This window comes from Nonomuraea sp. NPDC049624 (assembly GCF_040675255.1).
GTDB lineage: Bacteria > Actinomycetota > Actinomycetes > Streptosporangiales > Streptosporangiaceae > Nonomuraea.
The window spans coordinates 45271-61657 of the sequence record NZ_JBFAOR010000020.1 but is presented as its reverse complement, the minus strand read 5'-3'; the positions used below and the strand labels follow the sequence as shown (position 1 = coordinate 61657).

13 protein-coding genes are annotated in these 16387 nt (G+C 73.8%); 2 read left to right on the top strand and 11 right to left on the bottom strand.

All coding sequences use genetic code 11. The features are described 5' to 3' along the window. Positions 1-106: 106 nt before the first annotated feature. Complete coding sequence (locus AB0J76_RS46620; RefSeq protein ID WP_364393789.1) at positions 107-4243, bottom strand: hypothetical protein; 4137 nt, start codon at positions 4241-4243, stop codon at positions 107-109. Continuing rightward, a complete protein-coding gene (locus tag AB0J76_RS46615; RefSeq protein WP_352331082.1) occupies positions 4230-4562 on the bottom strand; it encodes a CU044_2847 family protein in 333 nt (110 codons plus the stop codon). Before AB0J76_RS46615 ends, AB0J76_RS46620 begins: the two co-directional genes overlap by 14 nt. A gap of 210 nt (positions 4563-4772) precedes the next feature. Here AB0J76_RS46615 and blaOXA point away from each other — a divergent pair, with 210 nt between their 5' ends. Further along, positions 4773-5639 carry a class D beta-lactamase gene (gene blaOXA / locus AB0J76_RS46610; protein WP_352331084.1) on the top strand — a complete coding sequence of 289 codons (867 nt, stop codon included), beginning with the start codon at positions 4773-4775 and terminating at the stop codon, positions 5637-5639. After that, entirely contained in the window at positions 5636-6889 is a 1254-nt protein-coding gene (locus tag AB0J76_RS46605) for an MFS transporter (protein ID WP_364393785.1), read from the top strand. The genes blaOXA and AB0J76_RS46605 overlap by 4 nt, the downstream gene beginning before the upstream one ends. Here the strand turns inward: AB0J76_RS46605 and AB0J76_RS46600 are convergent. From AB0J76_RS46600 to AB0J76_RS46560, 9 genes are all read right to left on the bottom strand, one after another. After that, positions 6879-7223 carry a ferredoxin family protein gene (locus AB0J76_RS46600; protein WP_352328960.1) on the bottom strand — a complete coding sequence of 115 codons (345 nt, stop codon included), beginning with the start codon at positions 7221-7223 and terminating at the stop codon, positions 6879-6881. The genes AB0J76_RS46605 and AB0J76_RS46600 overlap by 11 nt on opposite strands. Further along, positions 7220-8803 carry an FAD-binding protein gene (locus tag AB0J76_RS46595; RefSeq protein ID WP_352328962.1) on the bottom strand — a complete coding sequence of 528 codons (1584 nt, stop codon included), beginning with the start codon at positions 8801-8803 and terminating at the stop codon, positions 7220-7222. The genes AB0J76_RS46600 and AB0J76_RS46595 overlap by 4 nt, the downstream gene beginning before the upstream one ends. A gap of 83 nt (positions 8804-8886) precedes the next feature. Continuing rightward, a complete protein-coding gene (locus AB0J76_RS46590) occupies positions 8887-9912 on the bottom strand; it encodes a 2-oxoglutarate and iron-dependent oxygenase domain-containing protein (protein WP_352328964.1) in 1026 nt (341 codons plus the stop codon). After that, positions 9909-10580 (bottom strand): alpha/beta fold hydrolase, encoded by a 672-nt coding sequence (locus tag AB0J76_RS46585; protein WP_352328966.1) that lies wholly within the window; start codon positions 10578-10580, stop codon positions 9909-9911. The genes AB0J76_RS46590 and AB0J76_RS46585 overlap by 4 nt, the downstream gene beginning before the upstream one ends. Positions 10581-10602: 22 nt before the next feature. Continuing rightward, entirely contained in the window at positions 10603-12534 is a 1932-nt protein-coding gene (locus AB0J76_RS46580) for an ABC transporter ATP-binding protein (protein ID WP_352328968.1), read from the bottom strand. Next, entirely contained in the window at positions 12531-13364 is an 834-nt protein-coding gene (locus AB0J76_RS46575) for an ABC transporter permease (RefSeq protein ID WP_364393778.1), read from the bottom strand. The genes AB0J76_RS46580 and AB0J76_RS46575 overlap by 4 nt, the downstream gene beginning before the upstream one ends. Then, positions 13361-14311 (bottom strand): ABC transporter permease, encoded by a 951-nt coding sequence (locus AB0J76_RS46570; protein WP_352330306.1) that lies wholly within the window; start codon positions 14309-14311, stop codon positions 13361-13363. Before AB0J76_RS46570 ends, AB0J76_RS46575 begins: the two co-directional genes overlap by 4 nt. Beyond that, positions 14311-15960 carry an ABC transporter substrate-binding protein gene (locus AB0J76_RS46565; RefSeq protein ID WP_352330305.1) on the bottom strand — a complete coding sequence of 550 codons (1650 nt, stop codon included), beginning with the start codon at positions 15958-15960 and terminating at the stop codon, positions 14311-14313. The genes AB0J76_RS46570 and AB0J76_RS46565 overlap by 1 nt, the downstream gene beginning before the upstream one ends. A 102-nt stretch (positions 15961-16062) precedes the next feature. Continuing rightward, on the bottom strand, positions 16063-16278 hold the full coding sequence (locus AB0J76_RS46560) for a hypothetical protein (RefSeq protein WP_352330303.1): 216 nt from the start codon (positions 16276-16278) through the stop codon (positions 16063-16065). Between the last annotated feature and the right edge of the window lie 109 nt (positions 16279-16387).

Sequence of the window (16387 nt, the reverse complement as noted above, 5' to 3'; positions counted from 1 at the left end):
CGAGCGGCTCCTGGGGCGCTTGGGCGTCAACCCTGCTTTCGCGAAGGGCCGCGAAGTGTTTCGCCTCTCGCTTAAATCCCGGACCGAATCACTGTTTTCATGGCCGTCATGAGTCACACGTGTGCCGGAACGGCACGGCCGGCACCATCCGCGCCCACGCCGTCGGGATGAGCTCACCCACTAGGGCGCAGGCCAGGCCACGGGGGTCGCGTACGGCGTCACGCAGGGCGCTGACGTCCCGGACGGTGGCGGTGTTCCGGTCGTTCACGGTGACGAGCGTGCCGGCGTCCGGGCCGAAGGCGAGCTGGGAGAAGTCGTTGTCGTACGCGGTCACGGAGGTCAGGCGCTGCGGCGCGGTGACGTCGCTGACGTCCCAGACCATCAGCGTCCTGTCGTAGCTGCCCGCGGCGAGCATACGCCCGTCGGGGCTGAAGTCGATCGAGAGGATCTCGCCCGTCTGATCGGTGATCCTCGTGACGAGCGCGGGACGGGCCAGGTCGGTCGTGTCCCACAGCAGGATGGTGCCGTTCCTCTCCCCGGCGGCGACGAGCCGCCTGCCGGGGCTGAAGGCGACGGCCACCCGGCGCGGGGGGCCGATGGTGGAAGGCGGCACGGCGGGATCGGGCGGGATGGGGGACGTCCGTACCGGGTGGGCGGGGTCGCCGACGTCCCACAGGGCGCTCACGTCGTACATGCCGCCGACCGCCAGGGTCCTGCCGTCCGGGCCGAAGGCCATCGTCGCGATCCCCTGCCCAGCGGGGTCCGTGACGACGCCGAGGCGGGCGGGCGCGCGGCGGTCGGCGACCGTCCACAGCTCGACCCCGGACCCGACGCCCACGTTCACGGCCAGCGTGCGCCCGCCGGGGCCGAACACCAGTCGCCCGGTACGACCGGGGATCGTGCTCAGCAGGCGCGGGCGGGAGACGTCCGCGACGTCCCACAGCGACACCGAGCCCTCCCGCGAGGCCGTTGCGACCGTGCTCCCGTCTGGGCTGACGGCGACCGCGGTGTCCGCAGGACCGGCGGGCAGGCGGCCGGCGACCCTGGGCCGGGCGGGGTCGGTCAGGTCGTACAGGAGGCTCGGCTCGCCCGCCACGGCCATCAGGCGGCCGTGCCTGGCGGTGGCGGCCGTGCCGGTGGCGATGGTGGCCACGGCGCGCGGCTCGGCGGGAGCGTGCACGTTCCACAGGGTCGTCACCCCGGTGTCCTCGCCGGCCGCGATCTGGGCGCCGGCCGGGTTGAACGCGACGGCGCCGGGCGATCCGGTGGTGGCGAACGTCGTCCGCCTGACCGGGGTGGCCGGGGTTACGTCCCACAGGACGGCGGCGTGGTCCTGGCCCGCGCTGGCCAGGGTGGTGCCATCCGGGGAGTAGGCCAGGGAGTAGACGGATGCGTGGTGGCCGGTCCAGCGCGCGGTCACCCGGGGGTGGCGGGCATCGCGGAGGTCCCAGGCGATGAGGTTGCCGTTGTTCTCGGCGGCGACCAGGCGGTCCCCCTTGGGGCTCATGGCCAGCGCGTCGAGGTAGAGGGGCCTGGCGATGGTGGCCAGGCGTACCGGACGGCGGGGGCGGGACACGTCCCACAGGATCACGCCGTCGCGGGCGCTGGCCAGGAGCCTGCCGTTCGCGCTGTACGCGAGATGGACGACGACGTCGTGGTGCCCTTCGGAGGCCGACAGGGTGACCGGCCTGGCCGGGTCCTCGACATCCATCAGCTTGACCGTCTTGTAGTCGCCCACCGCGAGCGTGCCGCCGTCCGGGCTGAAGGTGAGGACCAGCGCGTCGGTGGGCACGCGGCTCAGCAGCCGGGGGCCCGCCGGGTCCCGCACGTCCCACAGGCACGCCGACGACTGGCGGGTGAGCTGGGCGAGGACCTGCCCGTCCCGGCCGAACGCCACGGACCTGGTCTCCGTGCCCGGGTCGCAGCCGGTCGTCGTGGACAGGCGCCGGGCGGCCCGCGTGTCGGCGACGTCCCACAGGATCAGCGAGCCGTCGGAGCCGCCGGTGGCCAGCGTCCGCCCGCCCGGCGCGTAGGCCAGGGCGGAGATCCGCGAGGCGGTGCCGGGCAGGCCGGCGGCGTAGTGCATGGTGGTCAGCGCCGAGACCAGCGCGGACCTGGAGGCGGTGTCGGGCCGCAGGGCCAGCGCCGCCGCGCCCAGGCGCAGGACCTGGAGCGGGCTGGTCTCCCGTTGCGCCCTGGCCAGCAACTGGCTGCCGGCCGCCGCGACCTCCCGCCGCTCGTTCAGCCGGGCGTTCCTGTCGAGCAGGACGACGGTGACGGCCGCGAGGACGGCGGCGACGACGCCGATCGCCGCGACCAGCCGTCGTCTGCGCGCCGCCCGGTGGCTCACGGACGCTTTGACGAACGCGCGCTCGTGCGGCGGCAGCTCCTCGCCCTTGAGCCGGGTCCAGCGCACCGCGTGGCGCAGTTCGGTGCCGCTCAGCAGTGCCAGGCGGCGCTCACGGCCCGGCTCGGCGGTACGCCACCGGTGCAGCGCGGTGCGCAGGCCCTCCTGCCACACCCGGAACGCGCGCGTCTCGTCCACCCAGTCACGCAGCTGGGGCCACTTGTCGATGAGCACCTGGTGGGCCAGCTCGGCCGTCCCGGGTCCCGCCGGATCGGCGCCGCCGGTGGTGACGACCAGCCGCGCCTCGGCCAGGTGCTCGGCCGTCGCCCACTGCCGCTCGTCCAGGTCCTCGCGGTCCGCGACGCGGCGGACGTCCTGCGGCTTGCGCCCTCCGGCGGGGTCGTCCGGGCGTACGAGCTGGACCAGCAGGCCGCGGGGGTCGTACCCGAGGCTCTGGGAGCGGGCGACGACCTCGTCGGCGCGTTTTCGCAGAGCTCCGGTGACCCCGCCGGCGTTCTGGTACTCGTCGATGACGAGCCGTCCGGCCCGCTGGCGCTGGTACAGGGTCGAGAGGGTCTCCTCGGCCAGCGGCAGCGCCGACGAGCTGTCCCGGACGTCGGTGATGAGCTGGTTGACCAGGGCCTCGTCGACGGCGCACCCGACCGTGCGCAGCGGTTCGCGGATCATCAGCTCCAGCTGGCGCTCGTTCGGCTGGTCCACCACCCGGCCGCGCGCGTCCCACGCCTCGTAGATCGCCGGGGTGTGGGCGGCGGCCAGGCCACGGAACGTCTCCCGTACGGTCACCACGACGCTCACGGCGGGCGGCCCGGCGCGGGTCAGCTCGCGGACGAACGCGTCGATCTCGGCGGCGGCCCGCGGGTCGGCGGCGAGCACCTCGTCCAGCTGGTCGAGCGCCAGCGCCAGGCGGGCCGCCCCGCAGCTCCGCGTCAGGGCGGCCATGGCCTCGGCGGCAGGCGCCCTGGCCACCTCGTCGCGCACCCGGTCGGGGGCCGGTTCGCCGCCGATCAGCAGGCCACGGGCGATCTCGGCCGCGAGGTCGACGCGGGGGTGGAGGCGTACGGCGGAGGTCGCGAAGCCGAGCGCGGACAGCCTGGGCAGCACCCCGCCGCGCACGAGCGACGTCTTCCCCACGCCCGAGACGCCGGACACGACCGTCAGGGAGTGACGGCGGACCACGCCGGCGAGATCGTCGGCGAGCTCGTCACGCCCGGCGAACACCGGCGCGTCCTGCTGCTCGAAGGGGCGCAGCCCGCGGAAGGGCGAGGGCGGCAGGGCCATCTCGCGCAGCTGCGGGTGGGCCTCGAACAGGCTTCGGACCGGAACGGCGTAGGCGCGTCCGGTGCCATGCCTGGCGACGACCATCCCGACGACGCCGCTGAGGTCCTCCACCCAGACGGGCCCGCCGCTGAAGCCGGGCTCGACCTCCTCGGTGAGCATCTCCAGCCAGCCGTCGCCGACCACCCCGCGCAGCCGCCCCTGCGCCGAGGCGCCGTCGGGGAAGTCCGCGGGGTATCCGAACGTACGGCAGTCGCGGCCTTGCAGGTCGTCGAGGGGATGCAGGACGAGCCTGCCGAGGCCCGGCGGCGGCTCGTCGGCCAGCTCCAGGACAGAGATGTCGCCGTGCAGCCCGTCGGCGGGCTCGACGACGGCGGCGCACGCCCACAGGCGGTCACCGCCGGACTGGGGGAAGTCGACCTCGACCTCCCACCCTTTGCGTGGCAGGCTGGGACGCCTCCTGCGGCTGCCGCGCGTGTGCGCCAGCACGTGCGTGCAGGTCAGCAGGGTGCGCGGGCCCACGAGGAACGCCGACCCGACCGGCTCCGCGCCCATCCCCCAGACGCGGGCGACGGCCCCGCTGAAGTCAGGCGCGGGCATCGCCGCCCGTCCGGTCGCCCTCCCACTCCATCTCGATCAGGAAGTGGGCCTCGCCGCCCGTACGGGTCAGGATGACGTTGGCGTCGGCCGTCAGCTTCACGCCGAACTCCACGCGGATGCGTTCCGGCTTGCGGGGCAGCGCGGAGAGCTTGTCGAAGACGTGCCCGGCGATCTCCTGGACCCGCGACAGGCTGCGCTGAAGGCTCTCCCCCGCCGTGTCGAACTGGTCCTGCACCCGCCCGACCCGGGTGGTGCGGCGATCGATCTCGACCAGGATCGGCTCTGCACCGTCGACGGGCATCTGCACGATGTCAGGCATGGTCCTCCTCCGCTTAGGACGGGCGACGGGCAGACCGTATCAGGCAACACCGGCGGTTCGCGGCGTAACGGATTATCGGCAGGGCGACCCGTCGGACGCGGTACCGGCGGGCCTGGCGGCCTCTCTGCCAGTGGATATACGGATTCCAATATCGGTCGTCCATTGATATCGATATTGGACAGTTCAGATGTCCCGTGATGTCCTCTGCGCATGAAGAAGGCAATCCCCCAGGCTCTCCGTTCGGGGCTGGGTGTCATCGTGGTCACCTCACTCACCCTCCTCGGCACTCCCTCGTACGCGGCCACCGCCTCACCCGCCGCCACGGCCACCGAGGTACGCCCGGGAACGACCGTGCGCGACGACCTGCGCACGGTGTTCGACACGGCCGGCGTGCGGGGCACGTTCGCGTTGCTGGACGTGTCGTCCAAGAGGACGACCGTGGTGGACCGGCGGCGCGCCGAGACGCCGATGGTGCCCGCCTCCAGTTTCAAGGTCCCGCACGCGCTCGTCGCGTTGGAGACGGGCGTGGTCAAGAGCCCCGACGAGGTGATCCCCTGGGACGGCACGCCGCAGCCCTATCCCGAGTGGGAGAAGGACATGACCATGCGGGAGGCCGTGCGCATCTCCAACGCGGCGGCGTTCCAGGTGATCGCCCGCCGCATCGGCCTCGCGCGTGAACGGCAATGGCTGCACCGGCTGGGGTACGGCAACCGGCAGACCGGGACCGTGGTCGACCGGTTCTGGCTGGACGGCCCGCTGAAGATCTCGGCGGTGGAGCAGACCCGGTTCATGGAACGGCTGGCCGCCCTGCGCCTGCCCGCCTCCCGCGCGAACCAGCGCGCCGTCCAGGACCTGATCCTGATGGAGAAGAAGAACGGGTACACCCTGTACGCCAAGTCGGGCTGGCAGAACGCCCCCAACCCCGGCACCGGCTGGTGGACCGGCTGGGTCGAGCGCGGCGGACGCGTGTACACCTTCGCCCTGAACATGGACGTCACCGGCGACGCCGACGCCGCCAAGCGCGCCACGCTCGCCCGTCAACTGCTGCACCGGCTGAACGTCCTGCCCGCGGCGTGAGCCTCACTCCCGCAGACCACGGTGACCGTCGCACGGTCACCGTGGTCGTCACCGTTCAGGCGGCCATCTCGCTGGGCTACTTCGCGGCCATGGCGCACGTCGTCCTGCACCTGCGAGCCGACCTCGGACTGGCCGCCGGGCTGATCGGCCTGGTGCTGGCGCTGCGCAATCTCGTGCAGCACACGCTCTCCCTCCCGGTCGGGGCGCTGGTGGACGTACTCGGCCCGGTACGGATGGGCATCCTGGCGTGCCTGCTCCGCGCGGCCGGGTTCGCCCTGCTGGGCACCGTGTCCAGCCTGCCCTGGCTGATCGTCGCCGTGGTCCTGCTGGGCACGGGCGGGGCGCTGTTCCACCCGGCGGCGCAGTCGCTGCTGGCCGGGCTCGCCGAACGGCGAAGGACGCGCGGATACGCGGCGTACGCGATGACGTTGCAGGTCGCGGCGGTGCTCGGCCCGATGCTCGGGCTGGCGCTGCTGAACGTCGGCTACTGGCTGGTGGCGCTGACGGCGGCGGCGCTGTGGGGCGCGGCGGCGTTCCTGTTCGCACTCCTGCGGCACGTTCCGCGCGTACGGGTGCCGCACGGCGTCGTCTCCGGGGTGCGAACGGTGCTGCGGGACCGGGTCTTCATCGGGTTCGCGGCCGTGTCGGCGCCCGCCATGCTGCTGACCGACCAGTCGTCGGTGGTCGTGCCGTTCGGCGGCGCGGACGCGGCGGCGGTGACCGTGTTCTCCTGCGTGCTCGCCATGGTGTCGGCCGCGGTCCAGCCGTGGTGCGCCGTACCCGGCCGCGCCGACCGACCGCACGTGCTGCGCGCGGGACTGCTGCTCGCCGCGGGCGGCCATCTGCTGCTGGCGGCCGGCGCGGGCGCCGGGTTGACGGGCCTGGTGCTCGTGGCCGTGCTGCACGGACTCGCCGACGGACTGTTGCAGCCGGCGGTGTTCCAGACGATCGTCCGGCTCGCCCCGCCGACGCGTTTCGGGGCATATCTGGGCGTACAGACTTTCCTGTCGGGTCTGTGCGCGTTCGCCGGGGGCATCGCGGTGGGATGGTTGTTCGACCAGGGACCAGGCGGCGCGACCACGGCGCTGTCCCTCCTCGCGTTGATCGCGTGCGTCGTGGCGGCCTGCGTCCGTTCCGCGCCTGCGCAGGTGATCGACGGCCGAGACACGATGCCAGTGCGGGCCCGGCGGCCCCACCCCGGAGGCGGCGCCGGCGGCGAGCACGACCGGTGTCGCCCGATCACGAGATGATGGCCTGCGACGTCGAGGGCAGCGCCGGCCCGATCGCCCGCCGGGCGCCCGGGGTGCGCCCGTGTCCCCAGCCGATCTGCCGGCGGTATCCGCCCAGCAGCCCGAGCTCGGCCAGTTCCGTCACATCGGGCGGCTCCGGGAGCGGGTGCGCGGCCGGGGCCACGTAGAGGGCGTCCACCGGGCAGTACGCCTCGCACATGAAGCACGTCTGGCAATCGCCCTGCCGCGCGATCAGCGGCACCCCGTCGTCCCCGCGTACGAACACGTCCGTCGGACAGGCCTCGACGCACTTGTCGCAGGCGATGCACCGGTCGCGCAGCACGATCTCGATCACGACGCCACCGCCGGCGGCCACCCGGTCTCCGGCAGCACCCAGACCTCGTCGAGCCCGCCGGAGATCAGCCGGTGGTGCTGGGCGGGGTCGGAGCCGGGGTGGTCGCCGCGCTTGTGCATGCCGCGGCTCTCGGTCCTGGCCAGCGCGCTGGCGTACATCCATCGGGCGTGGGCCGCCATCGCGGCGGCCGAGCGGGCGCGCACGACGTCGGGGCCGTCGGCGTGCAGGCCCTGCCTGGCCCGCTTCCAGGTCTCGTCGAGCGCGGCCAGCGCGGGCGCGAGCCGGTCGCCGTGGCGCAGGTAGTTCTTCTCGTACGGCAGCACCTCGGCCTGGACCGCCTCGATGATCTCGCGATGCCCGGCCGGGTCGCCGCCGGTCGGCCGCAATCCGGCGCCGCCCGCCCCGCGCACGGTCCGCGTGGCCGCCCGAGCGCCCAGAGCACGGGCGTGACGGGCCGCGGCCTGCCCCGCCCAGGTGCCGGAGGACATCGCCCAGGCCGCGTTGTGGCTGCCGCCGCCGGTGAAGCCCCCGCAGATCGGTTCCCTGGTGGCCGCGTCGCCGGCGGCGTACAGGCCCGCGACGGAGGTGGCGCAGTCGTAGCCGGTCAGGCGGATCCCGCCGGTTCCGCGTACGGTCCCCTCCGCCAGCAGCGTGACGGGGAAGAGCTCGGTGAACGGGTCGATCCCCTGCCGGTCGAAAGGCAGGAAGAAGTTGGGCTGAGCCAGCCGCATCGCCTGCCTGATCCCCTCCCCCGCCTGGTCGAGGCGGCAGAAGACGCGCCCGGACAGCAGCGCCCGCGCGATCACCGACCGGCCGCGCATGCTGCCCGCGCCCTCCAGGACGCTTCCGTCGGCATGGTAGAAGGTGGCGTAGGAGTAGAAGGCGGTCTTGGTCACGGAAGTGAACTCCGGAGCGATCGCGTAGGCGTTGGAGAACTCCATGCCGGACAGCTCGGCCCCGGTCTCCGCCGCGAACAGGGCGCCGTCGCCGGTGTTGACGTCACAGCCGAGCGCCTTGCTGAGGAAGGCGCAGCCACCGGTGGCCAGCACCACCGCGCCCGCGCGCACCCGGTAGGAGCGGTCGAGCTGCCTGCGGTGGCCGGCCGCGCCCGCGACCGCGCCGTCCGCGTCCACCAGCAGTTCGGTGACAGGGCTGTGGTCGAGCACGCGCACCCCCGAGCGGCGCGCGCGGATGCGCATGCGGCGCATGTACTCCGGGCCCTGCAGGCCGCGCCGGATCTGCCCGCCGTCCTCACCCACCGGGAAGGGGTAGCGGCTCACCTCGGCCAGCTCGTTCATGTTCGCGTACGTCTGGTCCAGGACCCGGGCCATCCAGGCGCGATCGGCGAGGTACCCGCCCAGCGCCTCCCGGGAGGCCATCGCCGCCTCGCGGGAGGCCGGGTCGGGATCGACGTACCAGACTCCGGTGCCGGCGGCAGCAGTGGCGCCGCTCGTGCCCAGGTAGCCCTTGTCGACCAGGACGACGTCGGCGCCCGCCTCGGCCGCCTTGACGGCGGCCCAGGCGCCGGCCGGCCCGCCGCCGGCCACCAGGACGTCTGCGGTGAGATCCAGATCGGTCATGACTCCCTCCTCATGGGAGATCCGCAGGGCGGCTCGTCAGTCCTGCGCCGAAGAAAGTGACGGGACGTTCCTCCTCGGACATGTCAGGCCTCCGCCAGCTCGGCCACGTACGGGCGGCCCTCGCGCCACGCCGCGACCTGGTCCGGCCGGCCGAACACCTCCAGATACTCCTCGACCTGCCGCTTGGCCTGGTCCCACAGCAGCACGGGCTCGTGGTCGGAGCCCTCGGGGCCGACGAACGGGGCCAGCGGCTCGATCACGGTGTCCAGGTTGGGGTGCCAGAACACGCCGGTCGAACGCCTGGTGACCGAACCACCCGCGACCACCCGGTGCGTACCGGCGGACAGGCGGCCGTTCGTCCACCTGGCGAGTATGTGGCCGGAGAACACCTGCAGGGCGCCGGGCACGATGGGGACCGGGATCCACTCGCCGTCGGGGCCGCGGCCCTGCAACCCGGCGTAGTCGCCACGCTGGTGCAGCACCGTGAGCGCGGAGCCGTCGGCGTGCTCCAGCAGGAGCAGCTTGTCCCGGTCGGTGTCGCCGCCGTCGTCATGGGTCCAGGTCGGGTAGTCGTTGACGACGAAGCTGGTGTAGTAGGGGCGTCCGGAGGTGGGGAAGGTGCCGGCGGGGACGCCGAGCAGGCGCGCGTACAGGGTGAGCACCTTCTCGGCCACACCGACCGAGGCGTCGTGGTAGCGCGCGGCCAGCTCCTTCAGGCCCGGCTCCTGCGGTGGCCAGACGTTGGGGTGGGCGTAGAGCTGCGCGTGCTCCTCGCCGAGCCCGGCCGCCTTCGCCTCCTCGACGCTGCCGAACTGGCCGATGACGAAACGTTCCAGCTCCAGGCGGCCGTAGTCGTCCGGCCACTGCCGCCAGCCGCGGTACGGATGGCCGGTGGGGCTGGCGAGCTGGGCCTTGTCCTCCCGGGGCAGGGCCAGGACGCGGCCGATGGAGTCGTGGAAGCCGTCGATGAGCTCGTCGGGCACTCCGTGGTTGGTCACCTGGATGATCCCTATCTGCTCGGCCGCCTCGCGGGCGGCGTCGAGCAGTTCGGGCGGGGCGTCGTCGCTGAGGGCGAGTTCGAGGTCGATGAGGGGGATCTGGGCGGTCATGCGCGGCTCCTCGTGGTCGGGCCGGTCAGCAGGAGGTCGGCGAGCAGGGCTGCCGTGAGCCCGGCCGCGGTGGGTGGTGGTCCGTCGGGCGCGGGGCTGTGTCCCTCCGAGGCGACGAGCCGGGCGGACGGCACGCGCTCGCCCAGCTCGGCCACGGCGGCGTCGCTCAGGCTGCCGCGGACGACGGTGACGGGCGCTCCCCCGGCGGCGAGCCGGGCGAGCCCTTGCCAGAGGTGCTCGGCGTCGTCCGAGGGAGCGGGATGCCCGGGGAGGGTTCCGATGAGAACGAGCGCGGGGACGAGGTGCGGGTGCCGGGCGGCCAGCGCGGCGGCGGCGAGCGCGCCGAGCCCGGTCCCGGCCACCGCCTTGGCCTGCGGGGCGAACGATCTGATCGCCTCGGCGATGGGCAGCACCAGTTTGCGGGGCGCGTAGACGGCGCTGTGGCGGCTGGAGCGGCCGTGGCCCGGCAGGTCGAGGGCCAGCGCGGGACGGCCGAGCCCGGCCAGCGGGCCGTCCCAGTCGCGGGCGCTGCCGCCGGCGGCGTGCAGCACGACGACTTCCGGCGGTCCCGACCCCCAGGCGACGCCGCTCACGTGGTCCCCGGTGGAGACGGTGACCCATCGGCGCTGCACGGGGCCGGGCAGACCGGCGAACTCGTGGTCGGACATGGTGCTTCCTCCAGGAGAGCGGTTATGGTGACGTGCTGTTCCCGGCTCGACGCGGGAGCCGCCCGGGATCGAGGTGACAGCGGACGACGTGCCCCCGCCCGAGGTCGCGCGCCGGTGGCGCGCTCGTGTCGCACAGTCCGCCGACGCGGCTGGGGCAGGCGCCGGCGAACGGGCATCCGGCGGCGCTCGCCCGGCCCGCGGGTCCGGCCCGGCGGCTGCCGACCAGCGACGCCGTGTAGGGGTGGTGCGGGCCGTGCAGGACCTGCCCGGCCGGTCCCTGCTCGACGATCCGGCCCTGGTACATCACCGCGATCCGGTCGGCCAGGTAGCCGACGACGGCCAGGTCGTGCGAGATGAACAGGTACGACGTGCCGCCGGCCCGCTGCCGGTCGTCGAGCAGCCGCAGCACGCCGGCCTGCACGCTGACGTCCAGGGCGGACACGGGCTCGTCGCACACCACCAGGTCGGGTTCGCCCGCGAAGGCGCGGGCGATGGCGACCCGCTGGCGCTGGCCGCCGGACAGGTGGTCGGGCCGGGAGTCCAGGACGTGCGCGTCGAGGCCCGCCTCTCCTGCCAGGTCCGCCGGGTCTCGCGGGCCGCCAAGGCTGCGGCTCGCCTTGGCCAGGATGACGCGGACGGTGTGGCTGGGGTTGAGGGAGGCGTAGGGGTTCTGGAAGACCATCTGGACGGCGCGCCGCTGTCCGGGGTCCCGGCGGGTCACCAGGGGATGGAGGGAACGTCCGTGCAACGTGATCGTCCCAGGCCCGCGTCCTGCCAGCCCGGCGACCGCCCTGGCGAGCGTGGTCTTGCCGCTGCCCGACTCGCCGACCAGCCCGACGACCTCACCCCTTCGGATCACCAGATCGGCACCGTCCACGGCCACGGTCCTGCCGTACCGGCGCGTCAGTCCGCGGATCTCCAGCAGCGGCCCGCTCTCCGGCACGGCGGGCTCCGTCTCCATGGGTTGCGTCTCCGTAGCCTCCGTCTCCGTAGGTTCCGTCTCCGGGCGCCCGGCCTGGCCCGGGTGGTGGCAGCTCACCTGGTGGAGAGCCGCCACCGCGGACGGCGCCGGGGCGGTGGAGTGGCACGAGGCGTCCGCCCGGGGGCAGCGGGGGGCGAACGAGCAGCCCGCGAGCTCCTCTCCCGGGACGGGCGGATGGCCGGGAATGGGGGTCAGCGGGTGGGTGCGCCGGGTACGGCCCAGCCGGGGCGTACCGGCCAGCAGCGCTTCCGGGTACGGGTGCGCGGGCTCACGGAGGACCGTCCCGGCCGGTCCCTCCTCGACCAGGCGGCCCGCGTACAGGACCCCGACGCGGTCGCACAGTCGTCCGACGAGATCCAGGTCGTGGCTGATCAGCACCACCGCCGCGGCGAGCTCGGCCCGCAGCTCGCCGATCAGCTCCAGGATCTCCCGCTCGACCGTCGCGTCCAGCCCGGTCGTCGGCTCGTCGAGGACGAGCAGCCGGGGGCGGGCGGCGAGGGCCGCGGCGATGACCACCCGCTGCTGCTGCCCGCCCGACAACTGGTGCGGATACCGGCGGGCGATCGCCCGGGGATCGGGCAGGCGCACCCGTTCCAGCAGTTCGGGGACCTCCCGGCGGTCGCGACCGCGCGCCCGCAGCGCCTGGGTGAGCTGCGTGCCCACCCGCATGGTCGGGTCGAGCGAGGCGCTCGCCTCCTGGTGCACGACGGCCAGCGCCGCCGCCCGCCAGCGCCGCAGGCCCGCGGGCGGCAGCCCGAGCACGTCCACGCCGTCCACCACGATCCGGCCCGAGGTGATCGCCCCGCCCCGCGCGACCTGGCCTCCGAGCGCCCGCCCCACGGTCGTCTTGCCGCACCCCGACTCCCCCACGAGCCCGTACGTCTGACCGGGCGCCACCGTGAACGACACCCCGCGCACCGCCGCCTTCCCCGCGTAGGCGACGGACAGATCTTCGATCACGAGCCCGGTCATGACGCCTCCCAGCGCCCGCGTAGCGCGTCCGTGACCAGCGCGATCCCGACCACGAGCGAGGCGATGGCCAGCGCGGGCCCGAGCACCGTCCACGGCGCGAGCTGCAGCCACAGCCGGTTGTCCGACACCGACGCCCCCCAGTCGGGCGAGCCCGGCGGCTGTCCGAGACCGAGGAACGACAGCGTGGCCGCGGCGAAGATCGCGTCGCCGAAGCGGGACGTGGCCTCCACGAGCACCGTCGGGGCGACGTTCGGCAGGATCTCGCGCACCGTCAGGCCCCAGGACCGCTCGCCGCGCAGCCGGGCCGCCTCCACGTAGGACTTCTCCCGCTCCACCAGCGTGGCGGCACGCACGCTGCGCGCCACGATCGGCACGAACGACGCGGCGATGACCAGCACCATGACCGTGACCGACCGCCCGGCCAGCGCCACGACCAGCACGGTCGCGATGATCGAGGGGAACACGACGACGGCGTCGAGGAGCCGCATGACGATCTCGTCCACCAGTCCGCCGTAGGTGCCGGCCGCCAGCCCCACCAGGGTCCCGGCCACGACCGCGAACGCGGTCGCCGCCGGCGCGACCAGGAGCACCGGTCTGGCGCCGGCGAGCAGCCGCGAGAGGGTGTCCCTGCCGAACTGGTCGGTGCCCAGCCAGTGCGCACCTCCCGGCGGCAGGAAGCGGGCGGCCGGGTCGTGCAGGTCCGGCTCGTACGGCACGAGCTGTGGCCAGAGCACCGCCACGACCGCCCACGCGAGGACGATCGCCGCGCCGATGCCCAGAGCGGCCTGGTGCCGGTGCCGCCGCGCCGACGGCAGCGCGATGGCCGTCACGCCGCCGCCCCCAGCCGGATCCGCGGATCGAGCAGCCGGTACGCCACGTCGGCGGCGAGCACGATCAGCATGTACAGCAGCCCCAGCACCATGGCCGTGGCCTGCAGCGTCGGCAGGTCCTTGTCGACCGCCGACGACAGCAGCAGCGCCCCGATCCCGGGATGGTTGAACAGCAGCTCGACCGTGACCAGCCCGCCGAGCAGGAACTGCAGCTGCACGCCGAGCGCGCTGGTGGCCGGGATGGTGGAGTTGCGCAGCACGTGCCGCCGGACCACCTGCCACCGGGTGAGGCCGCGCAGTTCGGCGGCGCCCGCGTACGCGCTCTCGATCGCGACCACGGCGCCGGCGCGCACGTGCCGGGCGACGTATCCGGTGCACAGCAGCACCAGTGAGAGCGCCGGCAGCGCCAGATGGCCCAGCCGGACGAGCAGGGAGGAGCCGTCCGGCGCCTGCGCCGAGGAAGGGAACCAGCGCAGCCGCACCGCGAACACCACCAGCAGCACCACCCCGGTCACGAACTCGGGCGTCGCCCCCAACGCCAGCCCGCCCACGCTGACCAGGCGGTCCACGGGCCGGTCGTGGCTGACGCCCGCGACCAGCCCGAGGCCGACGGCGACCGGCACGAGCAGGGCGAACGCCAGCGCCGCCAGCAGCATCGAGGCCGCGAGGCGGTCGAGCACGAGGCCGCGGACCGGCACGCCGAGCGTGTAGGACTCGCCCCAGCGGCCGGTGAGGAAACCGCCCAGCCAGTCCGCGTACCGCTCGGGCAGGGGTGCGTCCAGGCCGAGCTGGGAGCGCAGGCGGGCGACGGACTCCGCGCTCGCCTCGCGGCCCAGGATCGTGCGGGCGACGTCGCCCGGCACCAGCTCGGTCGTGACGAACACCAGAACCGACACCCCCAGCAGGGTCAGCGGCACGGCCACCAGCCGGCGCAGCAGGAAGCGCATCACACGACCTGCGAGACCGAGCTGAAGTCGACGTAGCTGGAGGGGTGAGCCTGGACGCCGGTGAACTTCCGGCCGTTGTAGGCACGGACGGTCCCGCTCCAGACGGAAACGATCACCGGGACGTCCTCGTGCAGGGCCTTGGCGATGATCTCGGCCTGGGTCGCGCGTTCCTCCGGAGTCCGGGCGGCGTCGTAGGCGTCGGCGGCCGCGTCGAGGGCCGGGTTGGCGTACTTCGAGCCGTTCCACACGCCACCGCCCTTGACCATGGGGATGATGAACTGGCTGGGGGTGGCGCGGCCGGCCCAGCCGACGAGGTTCGCGGTGGAGAACAGCCATGGGGTGTCCTTCTCCTGGTCGCCCCCGTAGAAGTCGGCCGAGGTGCGCTGGTCCAGCTCGACCTGGATGCCGGCCTGCTTGAGCTGGTTCTGGACGGTGAGCGCGTAGTCCTTGCTGGGCGGGTCGTACGTCAGCGTGAACGTCAGCGGCTGCCCGCCGAGCAGCTCGGCGACCTTCGCCGGGTCCTTGGCGCGCTGGGCGATGCCGTCCGGCGCGGCCGGGAACAGCGGGGCGAGCAGGTGGTCGTTGCCCAGAGCCGCGATGCCGTCGTAGACGGCGGCGTTCACGCCGGGCCGGTCCAGCGCGTACGCGACCGCCTGCCGCGCCTCCTTGCGGTCGAACGGCGGCCGGTCCGTGCGCAGCGTGAACGCGGTCAGACCGGTGCCCTGGACCTGGTCCACGGTGATGTCGCCGAGCCCCTTGAGGGGGCCGACGAGCTGCGGGCGGCTGAGGATCTGCGCGTCGATCTCACCGCTCTGCAGCGCCAGCAGGTCGGCCTGGTCGTCGGCATAGAACGTGATCTTCACTCCGTCGAGGTACGGCTTGCCCGGCTCCCAGTACGCCGGGTTGCGGGTGAACGTGGCCCCCGACGACGCGTCGTACGACTCCAGCAGGAACGGCCCCGTGCCGATCGGCTTCTTCGTGAAGTCGCCCGCGTAGTCCTTCTTCAGGATCACCGCGTTGTAGTTGCCCGCCGAAACCAGATACGGGAAGTCGGAGAAGGCCCGTTCGAGCGTGAAGACGACCGTGGCGGCGTCGCGCACGCCCACGCCGCCCTTCGCCAGCACCGTGTCGAAGGCGGACAGCGCGGCGGACTTGGACTTCGGGTCGAGCAGCCGGTCGAAGCTCGCCTTGACGGTCTCCGCGTCGAGCGGCGTGCCGTCGGAGAAGGTGACGCCCTTGCGCAGCGTGAACACCCACCGCTTGCCGCCGTCCTCGGGCTCCCACTTCTCGGCCAGCCGCGGCTTCAGGGTGAAGTCCCGGTCGAGCCAGATCAGGTAGTCGGCGACGAGCTGGACGATGGCGATGGCCGAGCCGTCGTACATGGTGACGGGGTCCACGGCGGTCGGCGGCGGAGGGGAGCCCGCGCGCAGGGTCCCGCCGCGTCGGGGTGGCGCGGACACCGCGGCGTCCGCGCCGGACTGCAGGGCCCTGCCGTCCGCGCCGGTCAGCGGAGCACCGCCGCCTGCACCACAGGCGGCCAGCAGGAGCGAGAGGGTTCCCCCTCCTGTCCCGGCGAGCAGGACCCGCCTGGTCAGATCGGTGGCCCCCGGAAGGCCGGGCCGGTCGAAGGGACGGGGGAATTCCCTCATGGGGGCTCCTTCACGACGAACTACAACCCACTATTCAGGTAGGAATACTCGGATGTCAACCCATGGAGACGCCCACGCCGTCCAGCCCGCCAGGACGGCCCGTCACGGCCGATCGTCGGACGTGCACCCCCCTTCCCGACGCCTCGGCGACCCTCCGGGCGAGGCCAGGGAGCGCAGACCGCCCGTCAGCAGCAGGCCGACCGCGTCGAGGTCCGGCGAGCCCGAGCGGCTCCGCGCCGGAGGCGGGTGACGGGCCGTGACCACCAGCGTGACCAGGCCGAACGGCACCGCGAGGAGGAAGACCCGCCGCCGGCCCATGCCCGGACCGAAGGCCGCGATGACGGCCCCGCCCAGCGGCGGGGTCGCCGGAACGGCTCCGGAGCCGGAGGTCTGCGGGGGGTCGTGCTCCGTGACATCGGCGGGTTCG